The sequence below is a fragment of the Mycolicibacterium aichiense genome (assembly GCF_010726245.1).
GTDB lineage: Bacteria > Actinomycetota > Actinomycetes > Mycobacteriales > Mycobacteriaceae > Mycobacterium > Mycobacterium aichiense.
The window spans coordinates 2,440,003-2,458,748 of the sequence record NZ_AP022561.1; the positions used below are offsets into that span (position 1 = coordinate 2,440,003).

Here is an 18,746-nt window from a genome sequence, read left to right on the forward strand (position 1 = left end):
CTATCGAATTCGCTGATCAGAAGCCATCTAATTGCGGCTCTGAAATTGTCCTTGGCGAAAATGCCGGGCGATGTTAGGTTGCGGACAGCGAATATCGCTGCGTCTCTCCCAAGCAAAGTGTGTGAGCCGCCTCACGCAAGTGTCGGCACGCCTCGATGAGTCGGAGGATCGGTGAGTTCTCACAAGCGCGTCGGTCGCCACCGGAAGCGGGCGGCCCGCCATCGGAAACAGGTGGCCCGCAATCGGCAGCGCGCGGCTCGCAATGGAATCCTCGCAGCGGCCGTGGGGGTGGGGTTGGCGGTCGCGACGGGGCAAGGAGTGGCCTCGGCCGCCACCGATGGCGGTTCGCCGGATTCCGGGTCCAAGGCCAGTACAGCCAGTGACGCCGGCACTTCCTCGAAATCGACGCGTGCAACCACTACGGCCGGATCTGCGCGCACGCGTCCGTCGGTCAAGCGATCGTCAACAGCTCCCAAACCGTCTTCTGCGGTAGCCGGCACCATGACCCCAGCCACCACGACGACCCCAGCCACCACGACGACCCCAGCCACCACGACCACAGCCGCTACGGCCGTCCCCGCGACCGGCGATCAGACGGCCACCGACAGTTCGTCCACTTCGACCACCCCGACCGCCGCTGAGGTGAAAACTCCGGAGGCGGCCGTCGAAACCGCTTCCGCCCCAGCGCGAGTGGAGAAGTCCGCAACGGCCGCGGTCAAGCCGGCCGTCGCGGCTGACACCCCCGCAACAGGGTCGGCGGCCTGGTACTTCATGGGGGTGCTGACCCGGGCGGTCGACCGCCTCGCCGGTTGGCCCGGTTTGCCGCACAACTTCGTCACGGTCACCAACTACGTCACCGACCAGAACCTGGACGCTCTCGACAATCAGCTCGACGCATTGGTCGCCGCTGCGGTCGCGGGCAGCCCGGCCCGGTGGGTCCCCGATCTGTCCAGCATTCTGGGTCTTTTCATCAAGCCCGCGATCCCCAGCTATACGTTCTCGGACACGCTCAACGCGTGGGGCGACTTCCTCAATCGGATCGTGCCGCCGTTCAACATCAGCCCGGGGGCGGGCACCTTCGGCATCATCACGCAGTACAAGATCATGGGCGCTGCCGTGGTCGGAACGGCGACGGTCTTGACGGACATGCTCAACGGTGTCTACGACCCGGCTCAGTGGGAGATTGACGTCATCAAGACGACCACCGGCGCCACTGTCACCAGAGCTGACCTCACCAACTCCACCAGTCTCGAAACGAAGATCGCCGCGGCGCAGGCCGCAGCGATCGCCACTTTCGGACTCAGCGACGGGGGCGCGTACTACGACCCCACCCGGGCCTGGAACATCACGCTGCCGACGTGGACTGCGGCCCAAGTGAATCCGTTCACGGTCGTGGCGTACGTCGCGTTGGTCGCCATTTACAAGCGGTTCCAGGAAATGGCCGTCCTGACGCCGTTCACGACGAGCACCACGTACGACAGTTGGCTCTACACACTGAGTTTGGGCGGCGACAGCTCGCGCTCCGAATACGCGGCCGGCACGTTCCATGCGGTGGATCCCGATGGCAGATCGGTGGACTTCGGTACGTCGCTCCTCGGGACGTTCACCTCAGCAGGTGGTGGGCTGGTCACCATCAACACCAGCGACGGTGGATTCACCTACACGAACACGCTTCCCGGCAAGGCGTTTTTTCACCGGGCGACGTCGGAGAACCCGGACGACCGATACGACACCGTGAACATCCCGGTGACGTCCGCGGACGGCGTCAAGTACACCCTGACCTTCAAGATCCAGATCATCGACGGATCGAACACTCCTCCGACGTCGTCTCCGACGATGGGTGCCGCCGACGGTCTGGGCGTGGTCCGCGGCAGCGTCGGCGGCAGTGACTCCGACGGCGACACCTTGACGTACTCGCTGGTCGGGTCGTCGGTCAACGGTCTGAGCAACAACTCCGGCTACACCAAGAACGGCGCCGGGAATGGCGGCATCGTCACCCTGAACTCGACCACCGGCGCCTTCACCTATGTCTCGTCGGCCAATGCCGGTGCGACGCAGAGTTTCCAGGTGCAGATCACCGATGGACACGGTGGCGCCACCGTCTCGACGGTCACGGTGGCCAACACCACGTCTATCACGCCGGGCAACCTCAACACCTCGACGCCGTACGTCGTGACCGGTTCGGTTCCTATCCCGAGTGGTGATGCCGGCATCTTCACCAGCTATGCCCTTGGTGCCAGCCCGACGAAGGGCACCGTGACCTCCTTCAACCCGGCCACGGGCGCATTCACCTACACCTCGAATGTCGGGCGTACGACGGCCAACGGCGATGTCGTCACCGTGATCGCCACCGACGCCAGCGGCCGTGCCGTCACCCTGTCGCTGGCCGTCAAGCCGACGGTGGTCAACACGGCCCCAACGCCCGGCGCGACGGCGATCGGCTCGTCCAACCTGCAGGACAACCGCATCCTGGGCATCGGCAATCTCAAGCAGACGACCACCGGCACACTGCATGCCAGCGACGCCGAGGGCGACCCGCTCACCTACACCGCCGGCACGTATACGACCGCCAACGGCGGCACGGTGGTCGTCAACGCCAACGGAACGTTCAGTTACAGCATCGACAAGGGCTATTCGTACTACCACGGTGCAGCCAAGGTCGGGGCCACCGGCAACGCGGTCAGTGACACGTTCACCGCGACGGTCAGCGATCCCTTCGGCGGCTCGACGACCTATACGGCGACCGTGCCGATCTATGCGGTCAACACCACACCGGGCACCACCTCGGGCGGGACCCGGTGGGGCAATTACTGGACCGGCGTGGGCAACGCGAGCGATGGCGACAGCGACAGCCTGACGTACGTCGTCACCTCCACGCAGGGCACCGCGACCTACGACTCGTTCTGGTTGACCCTGTCCACCAGCGGCGCCAGTAGCGGCACGGTCGTCACGATCACGGTCTACGACGGCTACTACGTGGTATCGGGCGGTGTCGTGACCGGCGTCTTGTCGAGCAACTCGAGGACGTACACGGTCGCCTGACCGCCGGTCCATTACCTCAATCAGGACTTGCGCGTGTGCAAATTTGCTAGATTCCTAATGCTAGGCACATGCTCAGCGCGACACGCGAACCGTTTCCGGCCATTTTGGACCTAAAACGCCAGGTGGAGGAATTTCCCTCAAATTTGACTGAGACAACCTTTGGCAAAAACCTGTAAGCAATGTTACGTTGCGGGCCAGTCAAAGTGGCGTACGTCTCCCACGCAGCAATGTGCGAGCACCGTCACGTAGGACACGCGTCGGGAGATTTCTTGAGTTCCAAGAAGCACGCGGCTCGCCATCGGAAGCTGGCGGGGCGCCATCGGAAGCGTGCCGGCGGTAGCGGCAAGCGTGCAGCACGCAACGGCATTCTGGCCGCTGCGGTAGGCCTGGGTCTGGCGGTAAGCGTCGGAAACGGTATGGCGGCGGCGTCGACCGACGGCGGCTCGGATTCCGGATCCTCGTCGGCCAGCAACTCCGGCAGCAATTCCGGTCACTCGTCGAACTCGACCCGTGGACCCAAGAACGCCGGTCCCGCACGCACCCGCTCGGCGGCCAAGCAGCCGACGTCGTCGGACTCCAACGGGGGTTCCTCGGTGACCGTCCGGTCGTCGACCACCGGCCGAACCCCATCGGCGGACAGCACCGTCCTGGCGACCACCACGACGACTGCCGAGCCCGAATCATCCACCACGACAACCACTGCCACCGATACCGTCACCACACCGGCAACGTCCACCACTGCCACCGTCACCACACCGGCGACGTCCACCACTGCCGTCGTCGATACCGCGACCGCAGCACCGGCGGGGGACACCCCGTCAGCCGCCGCAACGCCGACGCCGATCCTCGTCCGCAAGTCGACCACCGCGAGGGCCGCCGTCGCCCCGTCGGCTGCCGCCTATTCGATGAGCGGCGACCTGACCGCCGTCCAGGACGGCGCAGGTCCGATCACCACGCCGGCGCAGTACGACATCCAGACCACGCTCGACGCCTGGGCGGCGCAACTCGATGCGCTGCTGGCGGCACCGCTCACGCCTGTCAACGGCTGGCTGAAGTTTCCGGTCACCTTCTTGAATCAGTTCTTCAAGCCCTCGATCGTGGTCACCCGGTTCTCCTACGGCCTCAACGGCCTTGCCACCCTGATCGACCAGTTCGTGCCGCCATTCAAGATGGTCGACGGCGCTCCCTCGATCATCACGGAGGCGTCGGTGACGGCCGCCGTCCTCGCAGGCGCGATCGTGCTGTTCAACACCTCGCAGACGGTCGACATCCCGCATTGGATCGACGAGGCGATCAGCCTTGCCGGGGCGTTGCAGGATATCGCCGCGAACCCGGTGGTCAACGGGCTCACTGCGAACGACTTGGATGGCGTCGTCGCGGCGGCGAGGGGGGCCTTCCTGTCGCCGAAGACCGTTCTCGACATGGACATCACACTCGGGAAGGCCCCGAACCCGGTATCGCTGGCGATGTATGTCGTCGTGGTCGCGATCTTCCGGCGCTTCGCGGACGTCGCGACCGATCACCAGCCTGTCGTCACCGACATGCAGCAGACCAGCCAGCATCTCCCCGGTGCCAGCGGAACCACCGTCTCGGGCTATGTGCAGTTCTACGACGCCGACGGCGACCCGATCACCTCGTATGGATTCACCGAACCCAACGACAGCCGCTTCACCGTCACCGTTGTCGACGGCACCAACGGGCGGATGAATTGGACTGTGTGGGACTGGAATCCGCTGGGCCCCTCGACCCCCAAGACTCTGACGTTCACCCTGACCGTCCTGGCGCAGGGCGACGGTCAGATCAGCGTCTCGAAGCCGTACATGCCGAACGGCAACGAAACCCAAAAAACGGTCACCGTGACCGTCTATTACAACCAGGCCATCGGGACGATGACCAACACGGTCAACAGCACCTCCGGGCTGGGCGTGGTGCGCGGTGTGGTCTCATCACCGGCGAACCCGGACAACCCGACGACCTACTCGCTCAACGGCGCCAGCGGGGGATCGGCGTACACCGCCAACGGCGGCATCGTCAAACTCAACTCAACGACCGGTGCGTACACCTACATCCCGAACCGCTCATCGAGCGCGACGACGGATTCATTCCAGCTGACAAGCACCGACAGCTTCGGCCATACCTACACGACCAGCGTGACGGTGCCGGTGAGTTCCGCGTCGCCGGTGACCACCTTCAACACCAAGACCGGCAAGGTGACCGGCGGCATGATCGTCAACGCCGCCGACGCCGGGCTGATGAACTACAGCCTGGGAACCGGCCCGAATGCGTTGCGCGGCAGCGTGGTTGTGAATGCCGACGGCACGTTCGTCTACACCAGGTCGGCGACGGCCGGATCGCAGCCCACGACGGACTCTTTCACGATCCTGGGCACCGACAGCTCCGGGAAGACCGTGACCGTCGCCGTGGTCAACGTCAATGCGACCACCGGCAACAGTGCGCCTGTGGGTGCCGGTCTGACGACGGACTCGCCCGTCGGTGCGCCGACCTACAACGCGTTGGGCGGTCCGCGCGACGAGCAGCACACGACGGGTCAGCTCAACGCGACGGACGCCGACGGCGATCCGGTGACGTTCGCTGCCGGCACCTACACGACCACCCAGGGTGGGTCCATCGTGGTCGACGCGAACGGGCGATTCACGTACGACAAGAATGTGTTCGCCCCCTTCGGAGTTCACAACGCCTACTGGCACACTCACGCCGTCGACGGTGATCCCGGTGACACGTTCACCATCAACGTCAGCGACGGCTTCGGTGGCGTCACCGCGGTGACGTACTCGGTCCCGATCGCGAAGCTCAACGCGCCGCCGACGGTGGACAGCGGAACGATCAACAACAAGACCACCTCGGGCCTGGGTGTGGTGCGCGGCAACATCGCCGGCTCCGATGGCGACGGCGACGGCCTGACGTACACCATGATCGGTGCGACGGGCGGCTCGGTGTACAGCGCCGGCGGCGGCATCGTCAAGATCAATTCGGACGGTTCGTTCACCTACACCCCGAAGGTCGGCGTCACGTCGGATTCGTTCCAGGTGCTCGTCAACGACGGCCACGGCGGCGTGACAACGGCGACGGTGAACCTCGGTGGGCTCACGACGCCGTCGCCGACGACGAATGTCAATACCGGAACCCCGGGCAAGGTCACCGGCCAGCTGAATGTCCCGGCCAGCGAAAGTGGCTTGTACACATACAGTCTGGGCACCGGACCGTCGAAGGGCGCCGTGACGGTCAACGCCGACGGCACCTACAGCTACACCCGGACGGCGGGTCTGGGTCACACGACGACGCCGAATGATTCGTTCACCATCGTCGCGACGGAGGTCGGCACCGGCAAGACGGTGACGATCGCGACCATCAATGTCACCCCGACGGTGGCGAACACCGCGCCTGTGGGCAACGGTGTGACAGTGGGCAGTTCGTCGCTGACCCGCGTCGTCGGCCCGAACGATCAGCAGGATACGACCGGCACGCTGAAGGCGACCGACGCCGACGGTGATGCGGTCACCTGGGCGGCCGGCACGTACAGCACCGCGCAGGGCGGGACCATCACGGTCAACGCCAACGGCACGTTCAGTTACACGATCAAGAAGTACGCGTGGTTCGGCGTCTCGGACAGCTACTGGCACGACCATGCCGTCACGGGCGATCCGGGTGACACGTTCACGATCAATGTGAGCGACGCCTTTGGTGGCACCACCGCGGTGACCTACGGGATTCCGATCGAAAAGCAAAACACCGCACCGACTTTGAGTGGAGGCGTGGCCAGCTCGAACACAAGCGGCCTCGGCGTGGTGCGCGGCACGATCAACGGCGGCTCCGACGGCGACGGCGACAGCCTGACCTACACCCTGGTCGGCGCGACAGGTGGTTCGGTGTACGGCACAGGAGGCGGCATCATCACGATGTCCGGAACCTCGTTCACCTACATTCCGAAGTCGGGTGTCACGTCGGACACGTTCCAGGTACAGGTGAGCGACAACCACGGTGGTGTCACTACGGCGACGGTCACGCTCAACGGCCTGACCACGCCCTCGCCGCAGACCAACACCAACGGGGTGGCCGGCGTCACGACCGGTTCGCTGAACGTCCCGGCCGGCGATACCGGACTGGGGTTGACCTACAGCCTGGGCAGCGGCCCGACCAAGGGCAGCGTGGTGGTCAACGCCAACGGCACCTACACCTACACCCGGACCGCGGGCCTGGGTCACAGCACCACAACAGACGATTCGTTCACGATCAAGGCCACCGATGCCACCGGCAAGTCCGTGATCATCGCGACGATCAACGTGGCCCCGTCGGAGAGCAACAATGCGCCCACGGTGACGGTCAACGGTAGCTCCGGTACGGTCACGCTGGCCGGTCCGGGATCCAAGACCAACCCCAACGCGGCCGGGGTCCAGACGGTCACCGGCATGACATTCGCCGCCAGCGACCCCGACTCCGACGCACTGCTGATCAACAACAAGTTCGATGGCACCGGCACGACCTTCGCCCTGGCCAGCGGCGGCACCATCACCACCGCTAACGGCGGCACTGTGACGGTCAACTCCAACGGCACGATGTCGTACTCGATCAGCCAGACCGCGGCCTACTTCAACGCCGCGGCCAAGATGGGGGCCAGCGCTGCGCAAAAGACGGACTGGTTCAACCTCACCGTCACCGACGGCTACGGCGGCACCAGCACCGTCAAGGTCGTCGTCCCGATCTACGCCGAAAACCAGGACCCGGTTACGAGCGCCAACAAGGTCGGCAATAGCTGGACGTTCATCAAAGCGACCGATCCCGATGGCCCGACGATCTCGACCACGAAACTCAGCTCCGCGCCCACTGACGCCAACCCCGGCTCGGGGTACATCATTTCCGGCGGGGGATCCTTCAGTAGCGGCACCCTCGCCGGCGGCACCGCCACCTACACCAAGCTCTCCTCCTTCACCATCACCGTCTACGACGGGTACTGGAGGACCTCCAACGGTGTGGTGACCAGCACCCCGGGTCAGAAGCAGGTCTGATCTGCGCCCCGCCGTGCGGTAGGCCCACCGCAGCAGCGCGTTGCAGAAGGCCGCGTGGTCGACCAGCCTGATCCGGCGGCGGCCGTCCTGTCGCCCACGTCACACCACGCCCTGGCCTGCGCATACCGGTGTCGCGGACCCTCGCCCACCGAGTGAGCGGACCGCTCAACAGGACGGGCAATAATCACCTGCCACAGGTGGTTCATACTGTCTGGTAGTACAACAGCGGAAGTGAGCGGGCAAGGATGACGAGGCTGGACACCGTCGAACGGGCGGTTGCCGATATCGCGGCAGGCAAGGCCGTCGTCGTCATCGATGACGAGGACCGCGAGAACGAAGGTGACCTGATCTTCGCCGCCGAGAAGGCGACGCCGGAGCTGGTCGCGTTCATGGTCCGCTACACCTCGGGCTACTTGTGTGTGCCGCTGTCCGGCGAGATCTGCGACAAGCTGGGCCTGCTGCCGATGTATGCGGTCAACCAGGACAAGCACGGCACTGCCTACACCGTCACCGTCGACGCCAAACACGGTGTGGGAACCGGTATTTCGGCTGCCGACCGGGCAACGACGATGCGGTTGCTCGCCGACCCGGGCAGCGTGTCGGAGGACTTCACCAAGCCCGGCCACGTGGTTCCGTTGCGCGCCAAGGACGGCGGCGTGCTGCGCCGCCCCGGCCACACCGAAGCCGCTGTCGACCTGGCCCGGTTGGCCGGTCTGCAGCCTGCGGGTGCGATCTGCGAGATCGTCAGCCAGAAGGACGACGGCTCGATGGCCCAGACCGACGAGCTGCGGGTTTTCGCCGACGAGCATGACCTGGCCCTGATCTCCATCGCCGACCTGATCGAGTGGCGGCGCAAGCACGAGAAGCACATCGAGCGCATCGCCGAGGCCCGTATCCCCACCCGTCATGGTGAGTTCCGCGCCGTCGGCTACTCCAGCATGTACGAAGAGGTGGAGCACGTCGCCCTGGTCAAGGGGGATATCAGCGGTCCGGAGAACGACGGCCACGACGTGCTGGTGCGAGTCCACTCCGAATGCCTGACCGGTGACGTGTTCGGTTCGCGGCGCTGCGACTGCGGCCCCCAGCTGGACGCCGCGCTGGCGATGGTCGCGCGCGAGGGTCGCGGGATCGTGCTCTACATGCGCGGCCACGAGGGCCGCGGCATCGGCCTGATGCACAAGTTGCAGGCCTACCAGCTGCAGGACGCCGGCGCCGACACCGTCGACGCCAACCTCGAACTCGGCCTGCCCGCCGACGCACGCGACTACGGGATCGGCGCGCAGATCCTGGTGGATCTCGGCGTGCGCTCGATGCGGCTGCTGACCAACAACCCGGCCAAGCGGGTCGGCCTGGACGGCTACGGGCTGCACATCATCGAGCGGGTGCCGCTGCCGGTGCGGGCCAACGCCGAGAACATCCGTTATCTGATGACCAAGCGGGACCGGATGGGTCACGACCTGACCGGCCTCGACGACTACGACCAGGTCGTGCCCGGCGATCTCGGTGGCGCCCTGTGAGCGCCACGAGCGACGCTTGCGGAGCGAGTGAATGAGCGGAGGCGCCGGCGTCCCGGAACTTCCGGAGATGGACGCCTCGGAGTTGTCGCTGGCGATCGTGGCCAGCACCTGGCATTCGAAGATCTGCAACGCACTGCTGGACGGCGCGCGCCGAGTGGCCGACGACTCCGGAGTTTGCGATCCGACCGTCGTCCGCGTCCTGGGCGCCATCGAAATCCCGGTCGTCGCACAGGAACTCGCGCGCACCCACGATGCCGTCGTCGCCTTGGGCGTCGTCATCCGCGGGCAGACACCGCATTTCGACTATGTCTGCGATGCCGTCACCCAGGGCCTGACCCGGGTGTCGCTGGACGAGTCGACGCCGGTGGCCAACGGGGTGCTCACCACCAACACCGAGGAGCAGGCGCTCGACCGCGCCGGTCTGCCTGATTCCGCCGAGGACAAGGGCGCCCAAGCCGCCGCTGCCGCGTTGTCGACCGCGTTGACGTTGCGTCACCTCCGCGGGGCATGACCGACACCACCAGCCGCTGGGATGTCGTGCTGCGGCCTCGCCGGACGCCGTATGTCGCGTACGCCGCCGCGTTCGTGGTCGCGACCTCTGGGATCGTCGTCGGTGTCCTGCTGAAGATCCGCTACACCGGGGCGATCCTGCAGACCGCTGATCAGGTGGCGATGGCTGTGCTCGGGGTGATTCTGGCTGCCGCGATCCTGCTGCTGGCCATGCCGCGCCTGCGGATCGGACCGGCCGGACTCGGCGTGCGCAACATTCTGCTCGAGCGGGTGATCCCGTGGAGTGACGTGGTGGGGGTGTCGTTCCCGCAGGGCGCCAGGTGGGCCCGGGTCGACCTGGAGGACTATGAATACACCGCGGTGCTGGCCATCCAGGCGATAGACGGCGAACGCGCGGTGCACGCGATGGACACAGTCCGGACGCAGCTCGCCAAGTACCGGCCCGATCTCACGGGATCGTGAGTCTCATCACCACTTCGCCCGTGGCGCCGCACTTCGGCACCTCGGTGAATCCCAGGCTTTCGTAGACCGTTCGCGCGGCTGCGTTGTCGGGCGCCATCCGCAGGGTCGCGGTGCGCACCCCGCGCCGGCGGGCCCAGTCCACCGCGGCGGCCACCAGCCTGCGGGCCAGGCCGTGCCCGCGTGCCGCCGGTTCGAGCCACAGGGAGTACACGTACGCCGCCTGAGCGCTCTCCTGATAGGCGGCCACCATCCCGACGGCTCGGCCGTCCAGCATCGCCGCGAACTGAGCGTGGTCGCGCAGCCGCCGGCGCCAGTCGGTCGCGGTGAACCGGGCTTCGACGAGGTACTGCTTGTCGGTCGTCCCGAACGTCTCGGTGAGCGCGCGCAGCCTCAGCTCGGCGAACTGCTCCCAGTCCGACTCGGTGAGACGAGTGATGCGCGCTGCTGGCACGCCCACGACGGTAGTGCCTGTCGGCGCTCGGACTAACCTTGTGGACGTGCCCGACCCGTCGACGTACCGCCCGGCGCCCGGGTCCATTCCGGTGGAACCGGGTGTTTACCGATTCCGAGATCCGCATGGCCGGGTGATCTACGTGGGGAAGGCGAAAAGCCTGCGCCCGCGGCTGACGTCCTACTTCCAGGACATCTCCGCCCTGCATCCGCGTACCCGCCAGATGGTGACCACCGCGGCCAAGGTCGAGTGGACCGTGGTCAACACCGAGGTCGAAGCTCTGCAGCTGGAATACAACTGGATCAAGGAATTCGATCCGCGGTTCAACGTCCGCTACCGCGACGACAAGTCCTATCCGGTGCTCGCCGTCACCCTCAACGAGGAGTTCCCGCGGCTGTCGGTGTATCGCGGTCCGCGCCGCAAGGGTGTGCGCTATTTCGGCCCGTATTCGCATGCCTGGGCCATCCGCGAAACCCTGGACCTGTTGACCCGGGTATTTCCCGCCCGCACCTGTTCGGCCGGAGTGTTCAAGCGGCACAGCCAGATCGAGCGTCCGTGCCTGCTGGGCTACATCGACAAGTGCTCGGCGCCGTGCGTCGGACGGGTCAGCGCCGAGGAGCACCGCAAGATCGTCCTGGACTTCTGCGACTTCCTGTCCGGCAAGACCGACCGCTTCGCCCGTGAACTCGAGCTGGAGATGAACGCGGCGTCCGCCGAACTGAACTTCGAGCGGGCCGCCCGGCTGCGCGACGACATCGGCGCACTCAAGCGGGCGCTGGAGAAGCAGGCCGTGGTGCTCGGGGACGGTACCGACGCCGACGTCGTCGCGTTCGCCGACGACGATCTGGAGGCCGCCGTGCAGGTCTTCCACGTCCGTGGCGGGCGGGTGCGTGGACAGCGTGGCTGGGTCGTCGAAAAGCCTTCCGACCCCGGCGAATCGGCCGAGGGGCGGCTGGTCGAGCAGTTCCTCACCCAGTTCTACGGCGACCAGGCCGAATTGGGTGGCGCCGCAGACGAATCCACCAATCCCGTACCGCGTGAAGTGCTGGTGCCGTGCCTGCCCCCCAACGCCGACGAGCTGGCCGACTGGCTGTCCGGGCTGCGCGGGTCGCGGGTGGCGCTGCGAGTTCCGCGCCGTGGCGACAAGAAGGCGCTGGCCGACACCGTGCAGCGCAACGCGAAAGAGGCGTTGCAGCAGCACAAGCTCAAGCGGGCCGGCGACTTCACCGCCAGATCGGCTGCGCTGCAGAACATCCAGGAATCGCTCGGACTGGCCGATGCGCCGCTGCGCATCGAGTGCGTCGACATCAGTCATGTCCAGGGCACCGACGTGGTGGCCTCCATGGTGGTGTTCGAGGACGGTCTGCCGCGCAAGTCGGACTACCGGCACTTCGCCATCCGGGAGGCCGCGGGCGAGGGCCGCTCCGACGACGTCGCCTCGATCGCCGAGGTGACCCGGCGCCGGTTCGCCCGCCACGTCCATGAACAGCAGCAGCCCCTCGACGAGCTGTCCCCGGAGGGGAAATCGCGCAAGTTCGCCTACCCGCCGAACCTGTACGTCGTCGACGGCGGCGCTCCCCAGGTCAACGCCGCCCAGGCGGTGCTCGACGACCTCGGCGTCGCCGACGTCGCCGTGATCGGTCTGGCCAAACGCCTCGAGGAGGTGTGGGTGCCGGCCGAGGCGGAACCGCTGATTCTGCCGAGGAACAGTGAAGGTCTCTATCTGCTGCAGCGGGTCCGCGACGAAGCCCACCGCTTCGCCATCGCCTACCACCGGAGCAAGCGCTCGAAGCGGATGACGGCGTCGGCGCTGGACTCGGTGCCCGGGCTCGGAGAGATCCGGCGCAAGGCGCTGGTGAGCCACTTCGGATCGCTGGCCCGACTGCGTCAGGCCAGTGTCGAGGAGATCACCACGGTGCCGGGCATCGGCACCGCGACCGCCGCCGCGGTGCTGGAAGCGCTAGGCGTGACGGTGGATTCACCGGTATCGGCTGCACCGGAAGAGCCGGTCGGCAAAGATCAGTCTGCTGAACAGGCGACCCGATGACAGATCACAGCACAGGCGAAGAGATGCACACCGGCCACACCGGCGAGGATTCAGGTATCGACGTGGTGTTGGTGACGGGTCTGTCGGGGGCAGGCCGGGGAACGGCGGCCAAGGTGCTCGAGGACCTGGGTTGGTACGTCGCCGACAATCTGCCCCCTGAACTCATCGCCCGGATGGTCGATTTCGGCCTGACCGCCGGATCGCGAATAACCCAGCTGGCGGTGGTGATGGACGTCCGGTCCCGAGGGTTCACCGGCGATCTGGATTGGGTACGCAACGAGCTGGTGACTCGCGGCATCCATCCGCGGGTGTTGTTCATGGAGGCCTCCGACGACATCCTGGTCCGCCGTTACGAGAACAACCGGCGCAGTCACCCGCTGCAGGGCAACCAGACGCTGGCCGAAGGCATTGCTGCCGAGCGGGCCATGCTGGCTCCGGTGCGGGCGTCGGCGGATCTGGTCATCGACACCTCGACGCTGTCGGTGCACGGCCTGCGCGAGAGCATCGAACGCGCCTTCGCGGGACAGACCATCGCGCAGACCAGCGTCACGGTCGAATCGTTCGGGTTCAAGTACGGCCTGCCGATGGACTCCGACATGGTGATGGACGTCCGCTTCCTGCCCAACCCGCACTGGGTGGACGAGTTGCGGTCGCACTCGGGCCAGCACCCGGCGGTCCGGGATTACGTCCTTGGCCAACCCGGTGCCGCAGAGTTCCTGCAGACCTACCATCAGCTGCTGAAGCTGGTCGTCGATGGCTACAGCCGGGAGGGGAAGCGCTACATGACCGTGGCCATCGGCTGCACCGGCGGCAAGCACCGCAGTGTGGCGATGGCCGAGGCGCTCGCCGGACTGCTGGAGAACCACGAGCACCTGTCTGTTCGCGTCCTGCACCGCGATCTGGGTCGCGAATGACACGCATCGTCGCCCTCGGCGGTGGCCACGGTCTGTACGCGACGCTGTCCGCCGCGCGCCGGCTCACCCCTCACGTCACCGCGGTGGTCACTGTCGCCGACGACGGTGGTTCCTCCGGACGGTTGCGCAGCGAGCTCGACATCATCCCGCCAGGTGATCTGCGAATGGCGTTGGCGGCGTTGGCATCTGACAGCCCCCACGGGCGACTGTGGGCCACCATCATCCAGCACCGGTTCGGCGGCAGCGGCGCACTGGCCGGACATCCGATCGGCAACCTGATGCTGGCCGGCCTCAACGAGTTGCTGGCCGATCCGGTGGCCGCGCTCGACGAGTTGGGCCGCATCCTCGGCGTCAAGGGCCGGGTGCTGCCGATGTGCCCGATCGCGCTGCAGATCGAAGCTGACGTCGCCGGCCTGGAAGGTGATCCCCGGATGAGCCGGGTGATCCGCGGTCAGGTGGCGGTCGCGACGACGCCGGGCAAGGTCCGCCGGGTACGTCTGCTGCCGGGCGACCCGCCGGCCACCCGCCAGGCCGTCGACGCGATCATGAACGCCGATCTCGTGGTGCTCGGACCGGGCTCCTGGTTCACCAGTGTGATCCCGCACGTGCTGGTTCCGGAACTGGCCGCCGCACTGAAGGCGACGACCGCCCGTCGCGCCCTGGTGCTCAACCTGGCCGCCGAGCCGGGAGAGACCGCCGGCTTCTCGGCCGAGCGGCATCTGCACGTTCTCGCGCAGCATGCGCCGGGCTTCTCGGTGCACGAGATCGTGGTCGACGCCACACGCGTCCCGTCTGACCGGGAGCGTGACCAACTGCGGCGTACAGCAAGCCTGCTGGAAGCGTCAGTTCAGTTTGCCGACGTGACCAGACCTGGTACACCTTTACATGACCCGGCCAAGCTGGCTGCAGCGCTTGACGGTGTGCGCACCCGAAATTCGGTGACCGCGCCGCCTTCCCCTCCACCTGCTGCATCCGTGCAGGCCGGCGGAGGGCGACAGGGGGACGGGGTGCAGGACCCGACTGGCAACGGACCGAGAGGTGACGACCTGTGGCGATGACTGCCGAGGTGAAGGACGAACTCAGCCGGCTGGCCGTCAATTCCGTGAGCGCACGCCGGGCCGAGGTGGCCTCGCTGTTGCGATTCGCCGGTGGCCTGCACATCGTGTCGGGCCGAGTCGTGGTCGAAGCCGAGGTGGACCTGGGCATCATCGCGCGGCGGCTGCGCAAGGACATCTACGACCTGTACGGCTACAACGCGGTGGTGCACGTGCTGTCGGCCAGCGGTATCCGCAAGAGCACGCGGTATCTGGTGCGGGTCGCCAAGGACGGTGAGGCGCTGGCTCGTCAGACCGGCCTGCTGGACATGCGCGGCCGGCCGGTGCGCGGGCTGCCCGCGCAGGTGGTCGGCGGCAGCGTCGGCGACGCCGAGGCGGCGTGGCGGGGTGCGTTCCTTGCGCACGGCTCGCTGACCGAGCCGGGGCGGTCGTCAGCGCTCGAAGTCAGTTGTCCCGGACCGGAAGCCGCGCTGGCGCTGGTGGGTGCCGCCCGGCGTCTCGGGGTCAGTGCGAAGGCGCGCGAGGTGCGTGGCACCGATCGGGTCGTGGTGCGCGACGGCGAGGCCATCGGTGCGCTGCTGACCCGGATGGGCGCCCAGGACACCCGGCTGACGTGGGAGGAACGGCGGATGCGCCGCGAGGTGCGCGCCACCGCGAACCGGCTGGCCAACTTCGACGACGCGAATCTGCGCCGCTCGGCCCGCGCCGCTGTCGCCGCCGCGGCCCGGGTGGAGCGCGCGTTGGAGATCCTGGCCGACACGGTGCCGGACCACCTGGCGGCCGCGGGCAAGCTTCGGGTCGAACACCGGCAGGCGTCGCTGGAGGAACTGGGTCGGCTCGCCGACCCGCCGATGACCAAAGATGCTGTGGCCGGGCGTATTCGGCGTCTGTTGTCGATGGCGGATCGCAAAGCCAAACAGGACGGTATCCCGGACACCGAGTCGGCCGTCACGCCGGATCTGCTGGAAGACGCTTAAATCGACTTGGCCGCTCTCTTAGCTGCATAGGCCTTGAGTTCGTCGGACAACGCATCGGCGGCTCGCAGCCTGGGGAGCAGGCTGGGGTCGGTCATCCGGGCGCGGAACACCAGGGCGATCGTCACATCGTGATCGGGCTTGTCCTCGACGACGATCTGGTCTCCCGCTCGTACGGTGCCGGGGGAGATCACCCGCAGGTATGCCCCGGGCTTGCCGGCGTCGGTGAACGTCTTGATCCAGCCGGCGATGTCGAGGAACGCCGAGAACGTGCGGCATGGGGTTCGGGGCGCCGAGACTTCGAGCAGTAGACCGTCGGAGCCCACCCGCCAGCGTTCGCCGATGAGAGCTCCGGTGACGTCGATGCCGGAGGTGGTGAGGTTCTCGCCGAACATCCCATCGGTCAGCTGACGATCGAGGCGGGTGGCCCAGTCGTCGAGGTCTTCGCGGGCATAGGCGTAGACGGCTTGGTCGTCGCCGCCGTGCAGCTTCTGGTTGCCGATCGTGTCGCCGACCAGGCCGCTGCCCAGGCCGCCGCGCATCGGCCCCGGTGCGCGGACCGTCACCGCGTCGGACGTCGCCGTCTTGTCGATGCCGGTGCGCTTCGCCGGCTTGTCGGGGTTCGCGCGGACTCGGGCCAGATTGACCGACAGCACACTTGCCACCACCACAGGGTAACGGCGTTGCGATGGTCGAACCGATTTGGACACAACGCCGTTGTCTGACATCGAACCCGTGACTGATTGACCGACTCCCGCGCCGGCTCGATCGCCGACGACGGGTCGACCGATGCGTCCCCCGAAAGGCCTTGTGCCGATGATGGTTTCGCGATGCTACGAGGAGGTGCCGGGCCGGGCGGCGGTCCGGCGCGGAGAGCGCCGGTGGGGGCGACGGACCAGGCGCTAGCGTTCATGTCATGGCCGAGGTACTGCGCGTCGGGGCGGCACTACCCGACCCACCGTTCAACGACGCCGGACCGGCAGGGTCCGGCCTGGACGTCGACCTCATGGCCGCCATCGGCGAGCGGCTCGGCGCGTCGGTGGAGTTCATCCGTTACCGGGGCCGCGACTTCAACGGCATCTTCGACGCGCTGGACTCCGGCGAGTTCGACTGTGTCGCCGCAGGCACCACGATCACCGGATCCCGCGCGCTGAAGGCCGCGTTCTGCGACCCGTACCTGATCTCCGGTCAGGCGCTCGCCGTCGATGCCACCCGGCTGCCCGATGTCACGTCGATCGACGACCTCGACGGACTGACCCTCGGCGTACAGCAGGGCAATACCAGCCAGCCGATCGCCAACCGTCTGCTGGCCGACGGCAAGGTCGCCCGGGTGCGGGTCTACGACTACGGCAGCATCCGCACGGCGATGCGGGATCTGTGCACCGGGCGGTGTGACGCGTTCATGAAACTCGACCCGGTACTGAGTCGGCTTGCCGAGGCGACACCGGGCGTGACCGTCGTTCAGCGCGGCATCACCACCGAGAAGATCGCGATCGCGGTACCCACCACCGACACCACGTTGCTGAGCCGGATCAACGTCGCGCAGGCCGCTCTCGAGGCGGACGGGACGTTGCCGCGGATTCGGGAGCGGTGGACAGGCTCACCGCGCGCCGACCAGAGCGGGCCCCGAATCGGGGGACCCCCGCGTGACATTCCAGGCGGTCGCGCACGCCGGTGAGCAGGCCACTAGGCTGGGCGGGTACTGAGAAGCTACTAGAGGAGACAACGTGACCATCCGGGTTGGCGTTAACGGCTTCGGCCGCATCGGACGCAACTTCTTCCGGGCTCTCGACGCGCAAAAGGCGCAGGGCAAGAACGCGGATATCGAGATCATCGCGGTCAACGATCTGACCGACAACGCGGCGCTCGCGCACCTGCTGAAATTCGACTCGATCCTGGGCCGGTTGCCCTACGACGTGAGCCTCGAGGGTGAGGACACCATCGTCGTCGGCGACACCAAGATCAAGGCGCTCGAGGTCAAGGCCGGCCCGGCTGAACTGCCGTGGGGCGACCTCGGCGTCGACATCGTCGTCGAGTCCACCGGCATCTTCACCAAGCGCGACAAGGCGCAGGGCCACCTCGATGCGGGCGCCAAGAAGGTCATCATCTCCGCGCCGGCCACCGACGAGGACATCACGATCGTGCTGGGCGTGAACGACGACAAGTACGACGGTAGCCAGAACATCATCTCCAACGCGTCGTGCACCACGAACTGCCTCGGCCCGCTGGCCAAGGTCCTCAACGATGAGTTCGGCATCGTCAAGGGCCTGATGACGACCATCCACGCCTACACCCAGGACCAGAACCTGCAGGACGGCCCGCACAGCGACCTGCGCCGTGCCCGGGCGGCCGCGCTGAACATCGTGCCGACCTCGACCGGTGCCGCCAAGGCGATCGGCCTGGTGCTGCCGGAGCTCAAGGGCAAGCTGGACGGCTACGCGCTGCGGGTGCCGATCCCCACCGGCTCGGTGACCGACCTGACCGCCGAGCTGAGCAAGTCGGCGAGTGCCGCCGACATCAACGCCGCCATGAAGGCTGCCGCCGACGGCAAGCTCAAGGGCATCCTGAAGTACTACGACGCGCCGATCGTGTCCAGCGACATCGTCACCGACCCGCACAGCTCGATCTTCGACTCGGGTCTGACCAAGGTGATCGACAACCAGGCCAAGGTCGTGTCGTGGTACGACAACGAGTGGGGCTACTCCAACCGCCTGGTGGACCTGGTCGCCCTGGTCGGCAAGTCGCTGTAA

Annotated in this window: 13 protein-coding genes; 11 read left to right on the forward strand and 2 right to left on the reverse strand. The window is 66.8% G+C overall.

Annotated elements, in window-relative coordinates:
• Positions 1-501: 501 nt before the first annotated feature.
• The 5 genes from G6N32_RS11830 (at position 502) to G6N32_RS11850 (ending at position 10,555) form a co-directional block, all read left to right on the forward strand.
• Positions 502-3,042 carry an Ig-like domain-containing protein gene (locus tag G6N32_RS11830; protein ID WP_147292020.1) on the forward strand — a complete coding sequence of 847 codons (2,541 nt, stop codon included), beginning with the start codon at positions 502-504 and terminating at the stop codon, positions 3,040-3,042.
• Positions 3,043-3,311: 269 nt separating this feature from the next.
• Positions 3,312-8,066, forward strand: a complete 4,755-nt coding sequence (locus G6N32_RS11835) for a beta strand repeat-containing protein (protein ID WP_147292021.1) — start codon at positions 3,312-3,314, stop codon at positions 8,064-8,066.
• Positions 8,067-8,311: 245 nt separating this feature from the next.
• Positions 8,312-9,583 carry a bifunctional 3,4-dihydroxy-2-butanone-4-phosphate synthase/GTP cyclohydrolase II gene (locus tag G6N32_RS11840; protein WP_036337931.1) on the forward strand — a complete coding sequence of 424 codons (1,272 nt, stop codon included), beginning with the start codon at positions 8,312-8,314 and terminating at the stop codon, positions 9,581-9,583.
• A gap of 31 nt (positions 9,584-9,614) precedes the next feature.
• On the forward strand, positions 9,615-10,094 hold the full coding sequence (gene ribH, locus G6N32_RS11845; protein WP_115319766.1) for a 6,7-dimethyl-8-ribityllumazine synthase: 480 nt from the start codon (positions 9,615-9,617) through the stop codon (positions 10,092-10,094).
• On the forward strand, positions 10,091-10,555 hold the full coding sequence (locus G6N32_RS11850) for a PH domain-containing protein (protein WP_115319767.1): 465 nt from the start codon (positions 10,091-10,093) through the stop codon (positions 10,553-10,555). The genes ribH and G6N32_RS11850 overlap by 4 nt, the downstream gene beginning before the upstream one ends.
• Here the strand turns inward: G6N32_RS11850 and G6N32_RS11855 are convergent.
• Positions 10,542-11,006: a GNAT family N-acetyltransferase gene (locus G6N32_RS11855; protein ID WP_115321105.1), complete on the reverse strand. Its 465-nt coding sequence runs from the start codon at positions 11,004-11,006 to the stop codon at positions 10,542-10,544. The two genes, G6N32_RS11850 and G6N32_RS11855, sit on opposite strands and share 14 nt — an antisense overlap.
• Positions 11,007-11,052: 46 nt before the next feature.
• On the opposite strand from G6N32_RS11855, the gene uvrC reads away from it, so the two are divergent.
• From uvrC to whiA, 4 genes are read left to right on the forward strand one after another with little or no spacing between them, the layout of a single operon-like run.
• On the forward strand, positions 11,053-13,053 hold the full coding sequence (gene uvrC / locus G6N32_RS11860; protein WP_115321106.1) for an excinuclease ABC subunit UvrC: 2,001 nt from the start codon (positions 11,053-11,055) through the stop codon (positions 13,051-13,053).
• Positions 13,050-13,967 carry an RNase adapter RapZ gene (rapZ, locus tag G6N32_RS11865; protein WP_163789240.1) on the forward strand — a complete coding sequence of 306 codons (918 nt, stop codon included), beginning with the start codon at positions 13,050-13,052 and terminating at the stop codon, positions 13,965-13,967. The genes uvrC and rapZ overlap by 4 nt, the downstream gene beginning before the upstream one ends.
• Complete coding sequence (yvcK, locus tag G6N32_RS11870) at positions 13,964-15,025, forward strand: uridine diphosphate-N-acetylglucosamine-binding protein YvcK (protein WP_115319768.1); 1,062 nt, start codon at positions 13,964-13,966, stop codon at positions 15,023-15,025. Before rapZ ends, yvcK begins: the two co-directional genes overlap by 4 nt.
• Entirely contained in the window at positions 15,022-15,999 is a 978-nt protein-coding gene (gene whiA, locus G6N32_RS11875; protein ID WP_102808025.1) for a DNA-binding protein WhiA, read from the forward strand. The genes yvcK and whiA overlap by 4 nt, the downstream gene beginning before the upstream one ends.
• On the opposite strand, the gene G6N32_RS11880 is transcribed toward whiA, so the two are convergent.
• Positions 15,996-16,661, reverse strand: coding sequence for an MOSC domain-containing protein (locus G6N32_RS11880; protein WP_178059270.1), 666 nt, complete (start codon positions 16,659-16,661; stop codon positions 15,996-15,998). The genes whiA and G6N32_RS11880 overlap by 4 nt on opposite strands.
• A 251-nt stretch (positions 16,662-16,912) precedes the next feature.
• Between G6N32_RS11880 and G6N32_RS11885 the strand changes: the two genes are divergently transcribed.
• A complete protein-coding gene (locus G6N32_RS11885) occupies positions 16,913-17,674 on the forward strand; it encodes an ABC transporter substrate-binding protein (protein ID WP_115319770.1) in 762 nt (253 codons plus the stop codon).
• 49 nt (positions 17,675-17,723) lie between these two features.
• Complete coding sequence (gene gap / locus G6N32_RS11890; protein WP_102807983.1) at positions 17,724-18,746, forward strand: type I glyceraldehyde-3-phosphate dehydrogenase; 1,023 nt, start codon at positions 17,724-17,726, stop codon at positions 18,744-18,746.